The 18,317-nt window shown below is 70.8% G+C and carries 14 protein-coding genes; 10 read left to right on the top strand and 4 right to left on the bottom strand.

What is annotated here, in order from left to right; genetic code table 11:
• Positions 1–134: 134 nt before the first annotated feature.
• The 3 genes from I5E_RS05400 to I5E_RS05410 form a co-directional block, all read right to left on the bottom strand.
• Complete coding sequence (locus tag I5E_RS05400) at positions 135–2,513, bottom strand: alpha-mannosidase (protein ID WP_022906091.1); 2,379 nt, start codon at positions 2,511–2,513, stop codon at positions 135–137.
• Positions 2,514–2,580: 67 nt separating this feature from the next.
• Complete coding sequence (locus tag I5E_RS05405; RefSeq protein ID WP_022906092.1) at positions 2,581–3,921, bottom strand: family 4 glycosyl hydrolase; 1,341 nt, start codon at positions 3,919–3,921, stop codon at positions 2,581–2,583.
• A complete protein-coding gene (locus I5E_RS05410) occupies positions 3,918–4,673 on the bottom strand; it encodes a DeoR/GlpR family DNA-binding transcription regulator (RefSeq protein WP_031261630.1) in 756 nt (251 codons plus the stop codon). The genes I5E_RS05405 and I5E_RS05410 overlap by 4 nt, the downstream gene beginning before the upstream one ends.
• Positions 4,674–4,736: 63 nt before the next feature.
• On the opposite strand from I5E_RS05410, the gene I5E_RS05415 reads away from it, so the two are divergent.
• From I5E_RS05415 to I5E_RS05440, 6 genes are all read left to right on the top strand, one after another.
• Positions 4,737–5,795 carry a carbohydrate kinase family protein gene (locus I5E_RS05415; RefSeq protein ID WP_261974861.1) on the top strand — a complete coding sequence of 353 codons (1,059 nt, stop codon included), beginning with the start codon at positions 4,737–4,739 and terminating at the stop codon, positions 5,793–5,795.
• A 49-nt stretch (positions 5,796–5,844) separates the two neighbouring features.
• Positions 5,845–7,110 (top strand): ABC transporter substrate-binding protein, encoded by a 1,266-nt coding sequence (locus I5E_RS05420; protein ID WP_022906095.1) that lies wholly within the window; start codon positions 5,845–5,847, stop codon positions 7,108–7,110.
• Positions 7,107–8,063 (top strand): carbohydrate ABC transporter permease, encoded by a 957-nt coding sequence (locus tag I5E_RS05425; protein ID WP_022906096.1) that lies wholly within the window; start codon positions 7,107–7,109, stop codon positions 8,061–8,063. Before I5E_RS05420 ends, I5E_RS05425 begins: the two co-directional genes overlap by 4 nt.
• Positions 8,060–8,950, top strand: a complete 891-nt coding sequence (locus I5E_RS05430; RefSeq protein ID WP_022906097.1) for a carbohydrate ABC transporter permease — start codon at positions 8,060–8,062, stop codon at positions 8,948–8,950. The genes I5E_RS05425 and I5E_RS05430 overlap by 4 nt, the downstream gene beginning before the upstream one ends.
• The gene (locus I5E_RS05435; RefSeq protein WP_022906098.1) at positions 8,947–11,958 is read left to right on the top strand and encodes a glycoside hydrolase family 2 TIM barrel-domain containing protein; all 3,012 of its coding nucleotides are present in this window, start codon (positions 8,947–8,949) and stop codon (positions 11,956–11,958) included. The genes I5E_RS05430 and I5E_RS05435 overlap by 4 nt, the downstream gene beginning before the upstream one ends.
• A 67-nt stretch (positions 11,959–12,025) precedes the next feature.
• Entirely contained in the window at positions 12,026–12,286 is a 261-nt protein-coding gene (locus I5E_RS05440) for a hypothetical protein (protein WP_022906099.1), read from the top strand.
• Positions 12,287–12,293: 7 nt separating this feature from the next.
• On the opposite strand, the gene I5E_RS05445 is transcribed toward I5E_RS05440, so the two are convergent.
• The gene (locus tag I5E_RS05445) at positions 12,294–13,316 is read right to left on the bottom strand and encodes a LacI family DNA-binding transcriptional regulator (RefSeq protein ID WP_022906100.1); all 1,023 of its coding nucleotides are present in this window, start codon (positions 13,314–13,316) and stop codon (positions 12,294–12,296) included.
• A 294-nt stretch (positions 13,317–13,610) separates the two neighbouring features.
• Here I5E_RS05445 and I5E_RS05450 point away from each other — a divergent pair, with 294 nt between their 5' ends.
• The 4 genes from I5E_RS05450 to I5E_RS05465 all read left to right on the top strand — a co-directional run.
• The gene (locus I5E_RS05450) at positions 13,611–15,644 is read left to right on the top strand and encodes a beta-galactosidase (RefSeq protein WP_022906101.1); all 2,034 of its coding nucleotides are present in this window, start codon (positions 13,611–13,613) and stop codon (positions 15,642–15,644) included.
• Complete coding sequence (locus I5E_RS05455; protein ID WP_022906102.1) at positions 15,641–16,555, top strand: carbohydrate ABC transporter permease; 915 nt, start codon at positions 15,641–15,643, stop codon at positions 16,553–16,555. The genes I5E_RS05450 and I5E_RS05455 overlap by 4 nt, the downstream gene beginning before the upstream one ends.
• Positions 16,552–17,502 carry a carbohydrate ABC transporter permease gene (locus I5E_RS05460; RefSeq protein ID WP_022906103.1) on the top strand — a complete coding sequence of 317 codons (951 nt, stop codon included), beginning with the start codon at positions 16,552–16,554 and terminating at the stop codon, positions 17,500–17,502. The genes I5E_RS05455 and I5E_RS05460 overlap by 4 nt, the downstream gene beginning before the upstream one ends.
• Positions 17,503–17,603: 101 nt before the next feature.
• Positions 17,604–18,317, top strand: a 714-nt coding sequence (locus tag I5E_RS05465; protein WP_022906104.1) for an ABC transporter substrate-binding protein, incomplete at its 3' end; no start/stop codon positions are given.

Below are 18,317 nucleotides of genomic sequence, written 5' to 3' on the forward strand. Positions count from 1 at the left end.
CGCAGGCCGCGACATCGCCTNCCTCGGCTCCATCACCGAGCCTCGCCGAGCGTTCGTGACCGGTGGTGTCCCCGACACCGTCACGGGAGCGACCGATGCCCGTTGATCGTAGAACCCGACCATCCCGCCGTTCCCTAGCGGACCTGGTCGCGGACACCACGCCAGGACGGCTGACCGCCGCGGCCCTCACCTGGATGCGGCACCGCCCGGTACCGCTGCATTGGACCGGGTTGTTCGGCGTCGCCACCGCAGCGATCGCACTGGTTTATCTCGGCACAGGATTCGTCATGGGGTTCCTGTTCGATGCGTCCATCGAACAAGTCGTCTACCACGGGTCGTACGCACCCCTCGACGGTCACCTTGTCTCCGCCGCATACGCGTCGGAGCTGCGACTGGCCTTCGACGTGCACGGCGGCATGCTGCTGCGCCAACTGCACCACTGGTCGATGCAACTCCTCCCGGCGACGATCATCATGCAGATGCTCGTCACCTTCTTCACCGGCGGGTTCCGCAAGCCACGTCGCACGCGCTGGGTTCTGCTGTTCCTCCTCTACGGTGAGCGGGGAGAGCGCGTGCGCCCGTGCCTCGACGACGCCGATCGGCGTGCCGTCGTCGTCGACGACGAGCTCGTGTCGGTCGTGGTCAGCGGCGTTCGCGACCACACCGGTCGCACCGAGGTGCGTGAGCGCGCGGGCGATGAGCTGTTCGATCTCGGCGTGGTTCCGCCGGTAGCTCTCCTCGTTCTCCTCGTGCACCCAGCGGATGGAGGAGCCGGGCAGGATGTCGTGGAACTGCTGCAGCAGCGTCGCCTGCCAGAGCTCGTCGAGGCACGCGTACGGGTACTCGGCGCCCTGCAGCGCCGCTGCCGTCCACCACAGCTCGGCCTCGCGGAGCAGGTGCTCGGCCCTGCGGTTGCCGCGCTTCTCGCGGGCGTGCGACGTGAACGTGCCGCGGTGCAGCTCGAGGTACAGCTCGCCGACCCAGACGGGGGCGTCCTGGTAATCGTCGCGCGCCCGGGCGAAGAAGTCGTCCGGGTGCTCGATCTCGACGCGGGGCGAGCCCTCGAGCGACTCGACCCGGCGCTGCCGCTCCATCATCTCGCGGATCGGACCGCCGCCGCCGTCGCCGTAGCCGAACGGCACGAGCGACGTCGTCGCGGCGCCCTTCTCGCGGAACTGCCGGACGGCGTGGTGCAGTTCCTCGCCCTCGAGCGTCGAGTTGTAGGTGTCGATCGGCGGGAAGTGCGTGAAGATCCGGGAGCCGTCGATGCCCTCCCACCAGAACGTGTGGTGCGGGAACGTGTTCGTCTGGTTCCAGGACAGCTTCTGCGTGAGGAACCAGTCGAGGCCGGCGAGCTTCGCTATCTGCGGGAACGCTGCGGTGTAGCCGAACGAGTCCGGCAGCCAGATGCCGTGGGTGTCGGCGCCGAGCTCGTCGGCGAAGAACCGGAGGCCCTGCGTGATCTGCCGGACCATGGCCTCGCCGCCGGGTAGGTTGCCGTCCGGCTCGATCCACTGCGAGCCGACGACGATCCACTGTCCGCGGGCGATCGCGGCCTTGATGCCCTCGAACACCGCCGGGTAGCGCTCCTTGACCCACGCGTACTGCTGCGCGCTCGACGCGGCGAACCGGAGGTCGGGGTACTGCTCGGCCAGGGCGAGCACGTTCGAGAACGTCCGACCGGTCTTGCGCTTCGTCTCGCGGATCGGCCAGAGCCAGGCACTGTCGATGTGCGCGTGGCCGATGCCGCTCAGCCGGTGCGCGGACGGGTTCGCCGGGCTGGCGAGGGCCCCGGCGAGCTCGGCGCGGGCCGCGGCGGCGGTGCCGACGATGTCGTCGAGCGCCAGGACGTCCATCGCGCGTTCGAGGTCGCGGAGCACCTCGTGTCGACGCGGGTCGGTCTCCGGCAGCTCCTTGACCATCTGGAACAGCACTTCGACGTCGAAGCGCAGGGCCCAGACCTCGGGTTCGAACACCGCGAGCTCGGCGGTCCGGAACGTGTAGATCGGGGTCTCGGGCGCGGTCCGCTTCGAGCCGTACGCCGTCGGGACGAACTCGTTGACGAGGATGTCCGGGTTCGCGGCCGCCTCGAGGAACAGGTGGACCTGCTCGCCGCCGTCGGCCTGGTCGGCGATGCGCAGGTAGTGGTTGCGCGGGTGGATGCCCTTGACCGGTGTACCGTCCGGGGTGTGCAGGAGCCCCTCGGCCTGGTTGCCGGGCCAGTCGCCCTGGAACCCCGGGTCGACGAGGAGCTCGACGGTCCGGCCGGCCCACTCGGCGGGGACGGTGCCGGTGACCTCGAACCACCAGGTCGACCAGGCCCGACCCCACTGGTCGCCGACCGTGAAGGGACGGTACTCGGCCGCCAGCGCCTCGGCGGCGGGCACGGGCTCGTCCGGCACCTGCCAGGCGGCGAGGGTGACGGGGGTGCGTGCCTGGTACACGGCGGGGACGATGCGCTCGTTCAGGACGCGCTCGATGCGCGCCTCGACGAGCTTCTGGTTCTGGTGCATGGCTGTGCTTTCGGGACGGGCCGGCCGGCGGCGGCAGCGCTGTGCGCCGTCGGCCGGGAGGCGCGGGTCAGGACAGGTAGGCGAGGTGCGGGAACGAGGACCGTGCGTCGTCGAGCAGCGCACGGGCGACGCGGACGGAGTCGACGAGCGGGTGGTGCGCGAGGGCGCGGAGCGCCGCGGCCCGGTCGGCGTGCAGTGCCGCCTGGATCGTCTGTCGTTCGACGTACTTGACCGCGGTGACCGTCCCGAGCCCGAAGTCGGGCACCCGGGCGCCGGGGATCGGGTGTGCACCGGTCGCGTCGACGATGCACGGGATCTCCACCACGGCGTCGTCGTCCACCCCGGCGAGGGCACCGGCGTTCCGGACGTTCAGGATGAGCCGCGCGCGCTGGTCGTACGCGATGCCCCGCATCAGGGACAGCGCGACGTCCTCGTAGCCGCCCGAGGTCATGTCCTCGACGTCCCGCTCGCCCATGCCGACCGAGTCGCGGTTCGTCGCCATGTACGTCGACTCACGCTCGTGCCGGCACTCCTGCCAGGTGTGGAACGGACGGCTGCTCGAGGCGGCGTCCACCCAGAACCGGTCCTGCTGCTCGACGAGGTAGCGCGCCCGGGTGTGCGGCGCGTACTGGTCGGCCTGCAGGACGTCGCGTCGGTAGGCGTAGTAGTGCAGGTACTCGTTCGGCAGGGCACCGAGGGCCTGGATCCACTCCGCCCCGAACAGCTTGCCCTCCTCGAAGGACTCGATCCGGTCCGCGTCGGCGAGGACCTCCGGGAGCCGGTCCACCCCGTCCACGCGGACCGCGGTGAGCCATCCGAGGTGGTTCAGGCCGGCGTACTCGAGTTCGACGTCCGGGCCGTGCTGGATGCCGAGGGTGCCGAGTGCCCGACGTGCGAGCCCGATGGGGGAGTCGCAGATACCGATGACCCGCTCGCCGAGCACCGTCGACATGGCCTCGGTCACGACACCGGCCGGATTCGTGAAGTTGATCACCCACGCGTCGGGCGCGAGTCGCTTGATCGTGTGCGCCAACGCCATCACGGTGGGCAGCGTGCGGAGGGCGTAGGAGATGCCGCCGAACCCGACGGTCTCCTGCCCGATGACGCCGTGCGACTGCCCGATGCGCTCGTCGGTCGCGCGGCCCTCCATCCCGGCGACCCGGATCGCGGAGAACACGAAGTCGGCCCCGGGCAGGGCTTCCTCGACGTCGGTGTGCACGCTGATCGCCGGCGCGTCCGCGACGCCCTCGGCCTGGTCGGCGAGGATCCGCGCCATCGTGCGCAGCCGGTCGACGTCGACGTCGACGAGCGCGACCTGGGTGACCCGCCCGTCGGCGTGGTCGCGGAGCAGTGCGGAGTACACGAGCGGTGTGCGGAAGCCGCCACCGCCGATCATGACGAGCTTCATGCGACGAGGACCTCCACGCCGTGGGCTGCGAACGCCGCGGCGACCGGGACCGGCGGTTCGGCGTCGGTGACGACCCGCACGATCGATGACGGCAGGTCGATCCGCGCAGCCCCGGTGCCGGGGAACTTGCTGCTGTCGGCGAGGACGGTGACCTCGTCGCACGCGGTGGCGATCGCCTGCTTGATGGGGACCTGCGCGATCGTGGTGTCGCGGAGGTCGCCGCTCGCCGAGATCCCGCTGACGCCGAGGAAGGCGTGGTCGGCGCGGATGAGCCGGAGCGAGTCGGTGGTCAGGTGGCCCGAGACGCAGTGGTACACCGCGTCGTAGTCGCCGGGCAGGAGGACGAGGTGGACCTCGGGGTCGTCCTTGAGGACCTCGAACACGGCCATGTTCGCCGTGATGACGGTCACCGGACGCCCGCGCAGCAGGGTCGCGAGCTGCAGCACCGTGGTGCCGATGTCGAGCACGACGGTGTGGCCGTCCTCGACGAGGTCGGCCGCCGCGGTCGCGATGCGGAGCTTCTCGTCGCGGTGCACCGTCTCCACCTCGGGGAAGGGGGCATCGCCCTCGTGTCCGTCGGCGAGCACCGCACCGCCACGGGTGCGGCGCAGCAGACCGGCGTCGTCGAGGCGCTGCAGGTCGCGGCGGATCGTCGCGACGCTCGATCCGGTGGCCTCGGCGAGGTCGGTCACCGAGGCCGCGCGGTCAGCACGGAGGCGATCGAGGATGGCGAGATCACGGATGTCCTTCATACCGATCAGCATAGCGATCAAATTCGATCAACATGCAAACCTTTTCAAACAAAAAGATGCGCGATGTCGATCGATCTGTGTTACAACTTCCTCACACGCCGACCGATGGAGGCAGCGATGGACGACCGACCGACACCGAGCACCGATGCTGACGTGCTCGTCGCCGGGATGCTGTTCTTCGACGCCGTGTTCGCCGACCTGCCGCACGGTCCGGTGCTCGGCCAGGAGCACTGGACGCCCCACTTCGCGTGGACGCCCGGCGGCATCGCCAACTTCGCCATCGCCGCGGCCCGTCTCGGCGCGTCCACCGACGTCGCAGCCGCTGTCGGCGACGACGAGCTCAGCGGCCTCTGCCGTGCCGCGCTCGCCCGCGAAGGCATCGGCACCGCCCTGCTCGCCCGCATCCCGGGGTGGTCGATCCCGGTGAGCGCGTGCCTCGGCTACGACGGGGACCGGGCGATCGTGACGGGCGGAACCGAGTCGCCCGTCGCCCTCCCGGACATCCTCCCGGCGACCGGCGGTCGTGTCGCGGCGCTGCACGTCGACGAGTCCACCGCGGAGTGGGTGCGCACGAGCGCCGACCGGGGGCAGCGGGTGTTCGCCGACGTCGGGTGGGACGCGTCCGGCGCCTGGGACCCCGCGGTGCTCGACGCGATCGACGGTGCCCACGCGTTCACCCCGAACGACCGCGAGGCCATGGCGTACACACGGACCGACGACCCTGTCCGCGCTGCGCGGCTCCTCGCCGAGCGCGTCCCGCTCAGCGTCGTCACGTGCGGCGCGGACGGCGTGGTCGCCGTCGACTCGGCCTCAGGCGACGAGGTCGTCGTCCCCGGCGTGCGCGTCCGGGCGGTCGACGCGACCGGCGCCGGCGACGTGTTCTGTGCCGCGCTCGCCGTCGCCTCCCTCGAGGACCGACCGCTCCGGGAACGCGTCGACCTCGCGGCGCTCGTCGCCGCGATCACGGTCTCCCGACCCGGCGGGGCGTCCACCGCTCCGCGGCGGGACGAACTCCTGCCGTGGCTCGCCGCCAACCCGACCGCGGCCCAACCGCACCGGTACGACTTCCTCCCCACGTTCCTCCAGGCCGCCACCGCCGGTCCGCCGGATCCCAGACCCTGACGTCCCACCGCACCACTTCCCCGATCGCCACCCGAACCCAGGAGAACCCATGCGCACCCCCACGAAGCGTCGCCGCACCGCCGCGGTCCTCGCCACCGCGGTCGCCGCGGCACTCGTCCTCACCGGCTGCTCCGCCGGATCGTCCGCGTCCGACGGCAAGCTCACCGCCTGGCTGTGGCCCGGCGCCCTCGGCGACTCGGTCGTCTCGAGCGCGAAGAAGGAGTTCGCCTCGGACAAGCTGCAGGTCAACGTCATCGGTGGCGACTTCAAGCAGAAGCTGGTGACGACCTTCACCGGCAAGACGAACGTCCCCTCGATCACGGGCGTCAAGGGCGAGGACATGCCGTACTTCCTGCAGCAGTCCAGCCTCTTCACGGACCTGAAGTCGCTGGTGCCCGCGTCCTACCTCGCCCAGTTCCCGAAGTGGAAGCTCGCCGAGGCCACGACGTCGGACGGCAAGCTCATCGGCATCCCGACGGACATCGGTCCGTCCGCCCTGTTCTACCGCGAGGACGTGCTGGCCGAGGCCGGCCTGCCGAGCGAGCCCGCCGCGGTCGCGGACGCCACGAGCACCTGGGACAAGTACTTCGCGTTCGGCAAGGAGCTGAAGGCCAAGACGGGTGCGTCCCTCGAGGTCTCCGCCGGTGACGTCTTCAGCTGGTCGATGGCCCAGGCCGACAGTGGCTTCGTGAGCAAGTCCGGCAAGTTCCTGGGCGACGACAGCACGGTCAAGCAGGCATGGGAGCGCGCGGTGACGGCGGAGCGGGCCGGCATCGTCGCGAACATCGAGGACGGCAGCCCCGACTGGGCATCGGCCGTCAACCAGGGCAAGCTCCCCACCGTCATCGGCGCTGCGTGGCACGCCGGCGACATCAAGAGCGCCGCACCGGACACGTCCGGCAAGTGGCGTGTCACCGCGACCCCCGGCGGCCCCGGCAACGTCGGTGGGTCGTTCCTCACGATCCCCGCGGCGACGTCCGACAAGAAGGCCGCCCTCAAGGTGATCGAGGCCCTGGTCGCACCGTCGGCGCAGGCCACGACGTACAGTCAGGTCGGCAACTTCCCCTCGTCGTCGAAGGCGCTCGACGAGTCGGCGCTCACCAAGGGCGACGCGTTCTTCGGTGGACAGGACACCGTCTCGGTCTTCCAGAAGTCCATCGAGTCGATGCCGACGAGGTACACCAGCCCCTACGACGCGCAGGTGTCCGCCCCGTACCTGACGGAACTGACGAACGTCCAGACCGGCAAGGACCCCGACAAGGCCTGGTCCGACGCCGTGCAGGCCGCGAAGTCGGCGTTGGAATCGGCGAAGTGACCGCCTCAGTCGCACCGTCGCTGGCGGGGCCGGGTCGAGCGACCCGGCCCCGCCGGCGGGGCATCCGCCGCACCTGGCCGATGTACCTCGCGGTCGCCCCGTTCTTCATCCTGTTCCTCGTCTTCGGGCTCTACCCGACGATGTACTCGCTCGTCCTCTCGTTCCAGGACTGGAACGGGCTCGGCGACCCGACGTGGGTCGGTCTCGAGAACTTCCAGAAGCTCTTCACCGACCCGACCTTCTACCTGTCGATCCGGAACACGTTCGTCATCTTCGCGCTGTCGACGTTCCCGATGCTCGTCATCGCGATCGTCATCGCGGCGATGCTGAACAGCGCCGTCCGGTACAGCACGGCCTTCCGGATCGCCTACTTCATCCCGAACATCACCTCGGTGGTGGCGATGGCGGTGCTGTTCGGGTCGATCTTCGGCCAGAACTTCGGTCTCGCGAACACGCTCCTGCACGCGATCGGTCTGCCGGCGGTGCCGTGGCTGAGCACCCCGTTCGGCATCCAGGTCACGGTCTCCCTGCTCATCACGTACCAGTGGACCGGCTACAACGCGATCATCTTCCTCGCCGGCATGCAGTCCATCGGCGGCGAGGTCTACGAGGCCGCGAAGATCGACGGCGCCGGCGCCTTCCGCAGCTTCTTCTCGATCACGCTGCCGCTGCTGCGCCCCACGGTCATCTTCGTGCTCGTCGTCAGCACGATCACCGGCCTGCAGAGCTTCACCGAGGCCCAGGTCCTCACCACCACCGCCGGTTCGACGAACAGCGGCGGTGCCGGTCAGGGCGGCCTGACGATGGTCCTGTACTTCTACCAGCAGGCCTTCGGGTTCAACCGCTTCGGGTACGGGGCGGCGATCGCCTGGGGCGTGTTCCTCATCGTCGTCGTGTTCACGATCATCAGCTGGCGCTTCACCGCCGGCCGGAAAGAGGAGGCACGCGCGTGAGCGTCCTGACCCGTCCGACCACGGCCGCCCCGACCCGGAACGCGACCGTCACCCGTCGCCGCCGCAAGGGTCCCGGTGCTCCGCGCATCGTGCTCTACACGCTGCTCACGATCGGCGCGGTCATCTCGATCTTCCCGCTCTACTGGCTGTTCGTCATGGCGAGCAACACCACCAGCGACATCTACAAGTCGCCGCCGGTGTTCGTGCCGGGACCCTGGTTGTTCCAGAACATCGGCGAGGTCTTCGACAAGATCGACTTCGGCGGTGCCCTGCTCAACACCGTCATCGTGTCGGTGAGCGTCACCGTCCTGGTGCTCTTCTTCGACTCGCTCGCCGCGTTCACCTTCGCGAAGTTCGACTTCCCGCTCCGGAAGACCCTCTTCACGGTCGTGCTCGTGACCTTCATGCTCCCGATGCAGCTGTCGATCATCCCGCAGTTCATCACCATGACGAACCTCGGCTGGGTCGGTCACCTGCAGGCCCTGATCGTGCCGGCCGCCGCGAACGCCTTCGGCATCTTCTGGCTCCGGCAGTACATCCTGTCGAGCATCCCGGACGAACTCATGGACGCCGCCGTGATCGACGGCGCCGGGTTCTTCCGGCAGTGGTGGACGGTCTGCATCCCGCTCATCCGTCCGGGTCTCGGGTTCCTCGGGATCTTCACGTTCATCGGCTCGTGGAACGACTACCTCTGGCCGCTCATCGTGCTGAACGACCCGAACCACCTGACCCTGCAGGTCGCGATGGCCCAGCTCAACACGACCTTCGCCAACAACTACAGCATGGTGATGGCCGGTGCGCTGCTGTCCGTGCTCCCGCTCCTGGTCGTCTTCCTCATCGGCGCCCGCCAGTTCATCGGCGACATCGCCAAGGGCGCGATCAAGTGACGGCACCGGGCGCGGTCGGACCCCTCGGGACCACCGACCCCGGGTCCCGGACACGCCTGGCGCCGCGCGCGCGGGTGCGGTCGGACGCCCGGACGCTCTCGCTCGACGGGACCTGGCGGTTCCGGCTGCACGACCGGGTGCCGCGCGACGAGGTCGACGGCGTCCCGCCGTTCGCGCGCGGGGACGCACACGCCGACGCGCACGCGGCGTCCGACTGGACCGACCTGCCGGTCCCCTCGCACTGGGCCCTGCACGGGCACGGATCGCCCTGGTACACGAACATCCGGTACCCGTTCCCGGTCGACCCGCCGCACGTGCCGGACGCGAACCCCACCGGCGACCACCTCCGGACTTTCGAGCTGCCGGAGTGGTGGCCCGTCGACGGGCGGACCGTCCTGCGGCTGGACGGCGCCGAGTCGCTCGCACGGGTGTGGGTGAACGGAGCCGCCGTCGGCTGGTCGACGGGCAGTCGGCTGGCCGTCGAGTACGACGTCACCGACCACCTCCGCCCCGGCACGAACACCGTCGCGCTGCGCGTGGTGCAGTGGTCGCAGGGCAGCTACCTCGAGGACCAGGACCAGTGGTGGCTCCCAGGGGTCTTCCGGTCGGTCACCCTCGAGCACCGGCCGCTCCACGGCCTCGACGACGTCTTCGTGGTCGCCGACCGCGACCCGTCGACGGGTCGCGGCACGCTCGTCGTCGAGACGGCCACCACCGCCCCGGAGGTCACCGTCCGCCTCGCCGAGGTCGGCCTGGAGGCGCGGGTCGACCCCGCCACGCCGGCCCGGCTGGACGTCGGTCCGGTCGACCCCTGGTCGGCGGAGACACCCCGGCTCTACGACCTGGTCGTGGCCACGCGGACCGAGACGGTCCGCCTGCGCGTCGGGTTCCGTCGGGTCGAGGTCGTCGGCGACCGACTGCTCGCGAACGGCGTGCCCCTGGTGTTCCACGGGGTGAACCGGCACGAGACGCACCCGGACCTCGGTCGCGTCTTCGACGAGGCGGTGGTCCGCGCCGACCTGTCGCTCATGAAGCAGCACGGCGTGCAGGCCATCCGCACCGCGCACCAGCCGCCGCACCCGCGCTTCCTCGAGCTCGCCGACGAGTACGGCTTCTGGGTGGTGCTCGAGTGCGACCTCGAGACACACGGCTTCTGGGAGGTCGACTGGGTCGGCAACCCCTCGGCGGACCCCGCGTGGCGGGACGCCTACCTCGACCGCGTCCGGCGGACGGTGGAACGGGACAAGAACCACCCGTGCGTCGTCATGTGGTCGCTCGGCAACGAGTCCGGCACGGGCGCCAACCTCGCCGCGATGGCGGAGTGGATCCGCCGCCGGGACCCGTCGCGACCGATCCACTACGAGGGCGACACCGAGGGCGCGTACACGGACGTGTACTCACGGATGTACCCGACGCTCGAGGAGATCGACTCGGTGTGCGGGACCGTCACGATGCCCGTGCACGAGGTCGGGCCCGCTGCCGGAGCGCGGCAGCGCGCCAAGCCCTTCGTGCTGTGCGAGTACGGGCACGCGATGGGCAACGGACCGGGGGCGCTCGCCGACTACCAGGACCGCTTCGACCGCTGGCCGCGGCTGCACGGCGGCTTCGTCTGGGAGTGGCGGGACCACGGGATCCGGACGCGGACCCCGGACGGCGTCGAGTACTTCGGTCACGGCGGCGACTTCGGCGAACCCGTGCACGACGGTGTCTTCGTGATGGACGGGCTCGTGCTGTCCGACGGGACGGCGACCCCGGCGCTCGCGGACCTCGCGGCGCTCTGGGCGCCGGTGCGGTTCACCCGCGAGGGCTCGTCGCTCACCGTCCGCAACGTCCGCCGTCACGCCGACACGGCGGACCTCGCCGTGCACTGGGAGCTCGCGGTCGACGGACGGGTGGTCGACGGCGGCACGCTGGACGTACCGACGGTCCTGCCCGGCCACGAGGCCACCGTGGCCCTGCCGAGCGACGCGATCGCCCCCCGGCGCGGCCGCGAGGCGCACCTCACCTTCCGCGCGGTCCTCCGGCACGACACGGTGTGGGCCGGTCGCGGGCACGTGCTGGCACGGCAACAGCTCGCCGTCGCGGCCCTGCCGCCCGTGGCCGGCCCGTCCGGCGGATCCGCCCGGCCCGTCGGTGCCGTCTTCGACGACGACGGGACGCTCCGCGCGTGGTCGGGGATCCCGATCCGGGCGATCGAGCCGGAACTGTGGCGCGCCCCGACGGAGAACGACCGGGCCGCGGGGCAGGGGTCGTACGAGACGACGTGGCCGGAGCTCAGCGCGGGGCGGGGCGACGAATCCGTCCCGCCGTCGGCCGACCGTTGGCGGGAACGGGGACTCGACCGGCTCACCCACCGTGTCACGGCGCTCGAGCACGACGGCGACACCCTCGTGCAACGCGTCCGGTCGATGCCGGCGGGCAGCGGCTCCGGCATCGACTCCGAGTTCCGGTGGACGGGCGACGGGGACGACCTCCGCCTGCGGTGGAGCGTCACCCCGACTGGAGCGTGGGACTGCACCTGGCCGCGGATCGGTCTGCACCTCGAGCTCGACGCCGACCTCGCCGACCGGGTGTCGTGGTGGGGGACCGGGCCGCACGAGTCCTACCCGGACGCGCGGAACGGTGCCGTGGTCGGCCGCTTCGAGCGATCCGTCGACGACCTCGTGGTGCGGTACGCCCGGCCGCAGGAGACCGGCCACCGTCCCGGGCTGCGCGAACTCGCGGTCGGGCCGCTCGTCGTCGTCGGCCACGAGCGCGCCGGGGCGGACCTGCCGGGGTTCCAGCTCGCACGGCACAGCGCCCAGCAGTGGGACGCCGCCGAGCACCCGCACGAGCTCCCCGCGTCCGACCGGCTGCACCTGTACCTCGACGCGGCGCAGCACGGCCTGGGGTCCCGAGCGTGCGGTCCGGACGTGCTGCCCCGCCACGCCCTGTGGCCCCGGCAGGTCGCGCTCGAGCTCGTCCTGCGCGCCACGCCCGGCCGTTCGCCGGATCCCGCGCTCCGCTGAGGACGGTGCGCGGACGTCGCCGAGATCGCCTACCATTCGAACACACGTTCGAACCAGGAGGTCGAGGATGATGCTCACGCACGAGGTCGCCACGGTGTGGTGGGAGCAGGGCGTGCCGGACCGGATGGTGTGGCGGGAGCGCCGCTGGCGGGTGTCCGACACCCCGACGCGCCTGACGGCGACGGCGGAGTACCTGCCGTCGGCGATGGCGCACGCGCCGGAGCGCACGGTCGGGTGGCGGTTCCAGGCGAGCTCGGGTGACGAGGCCGTGGTGGTCGACATCGCCCCCGACGGCGACGGCTGGGTGGTCGCGCGGACCTGGCGCTGACGGTCGTCTACGCGCTGCCGCGCCAGACCACCTCGGTCGGCAGGACGAACCCGCGCGGGGTGTCGTCCGTCCCGGCGATCTGCTCGAGCACCTGCTGGGCCGCGTGCTCGCCGAGGGTGCGGGCCGGCTGCCGCACGGTCGAGAGCGGCGGGTCGCAGCGGAGCGCCCACGCGCTGTCGTCGAAGCCCACCACGCCGACGTCGCCCGGCACGGACCGGCCGGCCCGATGCAGGACGTCCATCGCCCCGGCGGCGACGGCGTCGGACGCGGCGAACACCCCGTCGACGTCCGGTGCCCGCTCGAGGAGCTCACGCATGCCCTCGACGCCGGCGGTGTAGCTGAAGAGCGGGTTCCGCGCGACCAGTCCGGGGTCGAAGCGGTCGCCGAGCGCGGCGGTGAACCCGGCGAGGCGGTCCTGGCCGGAGTCGCGGTCGAGCCCCGACGCGAGCATGCCGATGCGTCGCCGGCCGGTGTCGACGAGTCGCCGGGTGATCGCCTCGGCCGCGGAGCGGTTGTCGATGCCGATCCACGAGGTGTTCGGCGCGTCGGACGGGTGCCCGACGAAGCACGCCGGCAGTCCGATCTGCTCGATGGCGCGCGTCACCGGGTCGCCGTCGCGGGCGGAGAGCACGATCGCACCGTCGACGAAGCCGCCGCGCAGGTACTCGACGACGCGCTCGTTGTCGCGGGCGGAGTCGACCATGATCGTCACGAGCTGCTGGTCGGCCTCGGACAGGACGGCGTTCGTGCCGATGAGGATGTTGCCGATGTTCGGGTCGTCGAGCACCTGGACGCTCGGTTCGTGCACGATGAGCGCCACGGCGCCCGATCGTCGGGTGACGAGGCTGCGGGCCGCGGCACTGCGGACGTAGCCGACCCGGCGGACGGCGTCCTGGACGGCTTCGCGGGCCTTCGGCGACACGTACGGTTCGTCGTTGAGGACGCGGGAGACGGTGCCGCGGGAGAGTCCGGCCTCGTCCGCGACGTCCTGGATCGTGGCGCGGGAGCGGGCGGACCGGACGTCGGACATGCGGCAACGATAGCGGCTCACCGCCCGCGGATCGGCGGCTGTCGGGCGTCGAACCACGATCGCGACGTCGAACCGGGCGTCGACGCTGGTTCGACGTCGGAAGCCTGGTTCGACGCTGTCGTGTTGACACGGACCCGATTCTGTTGTTCACTCTGGGAGCGCTCCCAGAACCATCCCGCCCCGATCGGCTGGTGCGGACTGGGAGCGCTCCCAGAACATGGGTGACCTTCGCCGTCGAAGGGGTCGTTCGCGACCGGGACGGTGGAGCGCCGCCCCGATCAGCGAGGACCCGACGTGACCACCACCACCCAGCCGACCGTCGCCACCGGCGCGCTCGGGCTCGGCTCGACCGGCCTGGCGTTCGGGTGCGACTACAACCCCGAGCAGTGGGACCCCGAGGTCTGGGTCGAGGACGTCCGGCTCATGCGCGAGGCCGGCGTGAACCTCGTCGCGATCAACGTCTTCGGCTGGTCGCACGTCGAGCCGCGCCGGGGCGAGTACGACTTCGCCGCCCTCGACCGCGTCATCGACCTGCTGCACGGCGCCGGGATCGGCGTCGACCTCGGCACCGGGACGGCCTCGACCCCGCCGTGGCTCACCACCGCCCACCCCGAGGTCCTGCCGGTCGTGGCCGACGGCACGACCCGCTGGCCCGGCGGACGCCAGGCGTTCTGCCCGAGCTCCCCGGTCTACCGCGAGCACGCCCTCGCCCTCGTCCGCGCCACCGCCGAGCGCTACGGCGACCACCCCGCGGTCCGGCTCTGGCACGTCTCGAACGAGCTCGGCTGCCACAACGCGCACTGCTACTGCGACGTCTCCGCCGAGGCCTTCCGCGGCTGGCTCCGGAACCGGTACGGCACCGTCGAGGAGCTGAACGCCGCCTGGGGCACGTCCTTCTGGAGCCAGCGCTACTCCGCGTGGGACCAGGTCCTGCCGCCGCGGGCGACGCTGTCCTTCACGAACCCCGGCCAGACGCTCGACTTCGACCGGTTCTCGTCCGACGAACTGCTCGCGCACCACCGCGCCGAGGCCGAGGTCCTGCGCGGCCTGAGCGACAAGCCCGTCACGACGAACTTCATGGTCGCGGCGCACATCACGGCGCTCGACTACTGGTCGTGGGCCGCGGACATGGACGTCATCGCGAACGACCACTACCTCGACCACCGACTGCCCCGACCGCACGTCGAGCTCGCGTTCGCCGCGGACACCACCCGCGGGCTCGCCGGCGGAGCGCCCTGGCTGCTCATGGAGCACTCGACGGGCGCCGTGAACTGGCAGCCGTACAACGTCGCGAAGGCGCCGGGGGAGATGCTCCGGAACACCGTGGCGCACATCGCCCGTGGGGCCGACGGCGTCTGCTTCTTCCAGTGGCGCGCGTCGGTGCAGGGCAGCGAGAAGTTCCACTCCGCACTCCTGCCGCACGCGGGCACCGACTCCCGCACCTGGCGCGACGTCGTGGACCTCGGCGCCCTCGTCGAGCGGCTCGGCGAGCTCCGCGGGTCCCGCGTCGTCGCCGACGTGGCGCTCGTCTTCAGCTGGGAGAACCAGTGGGCGGCCGACCTGGAGGCGCACCCCAGCACCGCGCTCCGCTACCTCGAGCAGGTCCACGCGTTCCACGCCGCGCTGTGGGACCTCGGCGTGACCGTCGACGTCGTGGCACCCGGCGCGTCCCTCGACGGCTACGCCGTCGTCCTCGTGCCGGAGCTGTACATGGTGCGTGACGAGCACGCCGCGGTCGTCGCGGACCACGTCGCCCGCGGTGGGCACGCGGTCGTCACCTTCTTCAGCGGGATCGTCGACGAGCGCGACCGTGTCCGGACCGGCGGCTACCCCGGTGCGTTCCGCGACCTGCTCGGCGTGCGCGTGGACGAGTTCCTCCCGCTCGGCGCCGGCCAGACCCTCGCGCTCACCGACGGCACCCGGGCGCACACCTGGTCCGAGCCGGTCTCGTTGCACGGTGCCGAGCCCGTCACGGCCTACGCCGAGGGGCCGCTCGCCGGGTCGCCCGCCGTGACCCGCAACGCGCACGGCGCGGGCAGCGCCTGGTACGTGTCGACCGTCCTCGAGGACGCCGCGCGCACCGAGCTGCTCCGCCGGGTCCTCGCCGAGGCCGGTGTCGCACCGGACCCCGCCGCCCGACCCGGCCTCGAGGTCGTCCGCCGCCTGGACGACCAGCACGAGTGGGTGTTCCTGCTCAACCACTCCGACCAGCCCGTCGAGCACCACGAGGCGGGCCACGAGCTCGTCGCCGACCGCCCCGTCGCCGGCACCACGACCATCGCCCCCGGTGGCACCCAGATCATCCGCACGGACAGGAAGCGTTCATGACCACCACAGCCCAGCGACCCCGGGTCGCCCGACGTCCACGCGGCGGGGGCTTCCGGTACCGCCGCGCCATCGCGGTCTTCGTCACGCCGTTCGCGGTGCTCTTCACCGCGTTCTACCTCGTCCCGATCCTCTACGCGGTGTGGCAGTCGCTGCAGAAGATCGAGCGCCAGGGCACGTTCGGCGCCCCCACGCAGGTGTTCGGTGGACTGAGCCAGTACGTGCTCGTGTTCCAGAACAGCGAGTTCTGGGGCTCGGTCCTGCGTGTCCTGCTCTTCGGCGTTGTCCAGGTGCCGGTGATGCTCGCCCTCGCCCTGGTGTTCGCACTCCTGCTCGACTCGCCGCTGCTGCGCGGGAAGCGGTTCTTCCGCCTGGCGTTCTTCGCGCCGTACGCCGTGCCCGGTGTCATCGCCGCGATCATGTGGGGCTACCTCTACGCGCCGAACCTCTCGCCCTTCTCGGCCGTCACGTCGAAGGTCGACCTCCTCGGTTCCGGGACCGTCCTCTGGGCCGTCGCGAACGTGGTCACCTGGGTCTACGTCGGCTACAACATGCTCATCATCTACTCGTCGCTCCTCGCGATCCCCACCGAGATCTACGAGGCGGCGAAGCTCGACGGGGCGTCCCAGTTCCGGATCGCCTGGTCGATCAAGATCCCGATGGTGGTCCCGGCGATCGTGCTCACCGCGGTCTTCTCGGTCATCGGCACCCTGCAGCTCCTCACCGAGCCGACCGTGTTCCGCCAGTTCACCTCGACGATCTCGTCGACCTTCACGCCGAACATGCTCGTCTACTCGACCTCGTCGGTGCCCAACTTCAACCTCGCCGCCGCGTTCTCCGTGGTCCTCGCGGTCGCGACGTTCGTCCTGTCGATCGGGTTCCTCCGACTGACCCAGCGGAAGGGTGACCAGTGACCGTCAACGCACCGAGCCGACGCGACGCCGTGCGGAACGCCGGCCGACCGCTCGAGCCGAACCGCGCCTCCAGGCCCCTGCAGCCCGGCGCACGCGGGCCGCGCGAGAGCGTCATCTCGCGGAGCGCCGCGATGCTCGTCATGGGCGTCTTCACGATCTACTTCCTGCTGCCGATCTTCTGGCTGTTCGTCTCGTCGACCAAGACGACCGCGAACTTCAACACCACGTTCTCGCTGTGGTTCAGCGCGTCGTCGGTGCAGGACTTCATCACGAACCTCGGCGACCTGTTCACCCGGCAGGACGGCGTCTACGTGCGCTGGATGCTCAACAGCATCGCCTACGCCGGGGTGGCCGGGCTCATCGGGACCGTCCTGTCGGCGATGTGCGGCTACGCCCTGGCGAAGTACCGGTTCCGCGGACGCGAGGTGCTCTTCAACGTGTTCCTCGGCGGCGTCCTCGTGCCGGCGACCGCGCTGGCCCTGCCGCTGTTCCTCATCTTCAGCCAGGTCGACCTGACGGACACGTTCTGGTCGGTGTTCCTGCCGAGCATCGTCAGCCCGTTCGGCGTCTACCTGTCGCGACTGTTCGCAGCGTCGAGCGTGCCGGACGAGATCATCGAGGCCGCCCGCATCGACGGCTCCGGCGAGGTCCGGACGTTCTTCACCGTGGCCGTCCGGCTCATGTCGCCGGCGCTCGTGACGATCTTCCTGTTCCAGTTCGTCGCGATCTGGAACAACTTCTTCCTGCCGCTCGTGATGCTCCGCGACTCGTCGCTGTTCCCCGTCACCCTCGGCCTCTACACGTGGAACTCGAGCGTGAACCAGTACCCCGACCTCCGCACCCTCGTGCTCATCGGATCGTTCGTCTCGATCATCCCGCTCCTCGTCGCCTTCCTCTCCCTGCAGCGCTTCTGGCGGTCCGGCCTCGGCGCCGGCGGCCTGAAGTAGCCCGCCCGCGCGCGGCCGCCCGGCCCGACCGGCCCGGGCGGCCGCCCGGCCCGCCCCCGACCAGCACCACCGACCCCACTCACATCCCGAACGGAAACAGCATGAAGACAACGAAGTTCCTCAGCGTCGCCGCCGTCGCGGTCGCCGCGACCGTCGCCCTCGCGGGCTGCAGCACCGGTGGCAGCGGCTCGGGTGGCGGTTCCGACACCGCCGCCGCGAGCTGCAAGCCGTCGAGCGGCAAGGTCACCCTCGACTTCACCACCTGGGTGCCGAACATGGACAAGGTCGTGGACATCTGGAACAAGGCCCACCCGGACATCCAGGTGAAGGTCTCGATCGTCGCGAACGGCAACAGCGGCACGTACCAGAACTTCTTCAACCAGCTCAAGGCCAAGCAGGCTCCGGACATCGGGCAGGTCGAGTACGACACGCTGCCGGCCTTCCGCGTGCAGGGCGGCCTCGAGGACATCGGTGCGTGCTCCGGCATCAGCGCCGCGAAGAAGGACTTCTCGGACGGCCTGTGGAACCAGGTCACGTTCGGCGAGTCGAAGTCGGTCTACGCCGTGCCGCAGGACTCCGGTCCGATGGCGCTGTACTACCGCAAGGACCTCTTCGAGAAGGCCGGGCTCGACGTCCCGAAGACCTGGGAGGAGTACGCCCAGGACGCCGTGAAGATCAAGGCGATGGGCGGCAACATCACGAACTTCGCCAAGGGTGACGTCAACCAGTTCGCCGGGCTCGTCTCGCAGGCCGGCGGCCAGTGGTTCTCCAACTCCGGCTCGGACTGGACGGTGAACCTGACCGACAGCGCGTCG

The sequence above is a fragment of the Curtobacterium sp. B18 genome (genome assembly GCF_000333375.1).
Lineage (GTDB): Bacteria > Actinomycetota > Actinomycetes > Actinomycetales > Microbacteriaceae > Curtobacterium.

What these genes read in the sequence shown, in the direction of transcription:
- I5E_RS05400 (WP_022906091.1), bottom strand. Translation starts at nt 2,513, where the DNA reads ATGCACCAGAACCAGAAGCTCGTCGAGGCGCGCATCGAGCGCGTCCTG.
- I5E_RS05405 (WP_022906092.1), bottom strand. Translation starts at nt 3,921, where the DNA reads ATGAAGCTCGTCATGATCGGCGGTGGCGGCTTCCGCACACCGCTCGTG.
- I5E_RS05410 (WP_031261630.1), bottom strand. Translation starts at nt 4,673, where the DNA reads ATGAAGGACATCCGTGATCTCGCCATCCTCGATCGCCTCCGTGCTGAC.
- I5E_RS05415 (WP_261974861.1), top strand. Translation starts at nt 4,737, where the DNA reads ATGTCGATCGATCTGTGTTACAACTTCCTCACACGCCGACCGATGGAG.
- I5E_RS05420 (WP_022906095.1), top strand. Translation starts at nt 5,845, where the DNA reads ATGCGCACCCCCACGAAGCGTCGCCGCACCGCCGCGGTCCTCGCCACC.
- I5E_RS05440 (WP_022906099.1), top strand. Translation starts at nt 12,026, where the DNA reads ATGATGCTCACGCACGAGGTCGCCACGGTGTGGTGGGAGCAGGGCGTG.
- I5E_RS05445 (WP_022906100.1), bottom strand. Translation starts at nt 13,316, where the DNA reads ATGTCCGACGTCCGGTCCGCCCGCTCCCGCGCCACGATCCAGGACGTC.
- I5E_RS05455 (WP_022906102.1), top strand. Translation starts at nt 15,641, where the DNA reads ATGACCACCACAGCCCAGCGACCCCGGGTCGCCCGACGTCCACGCGGC.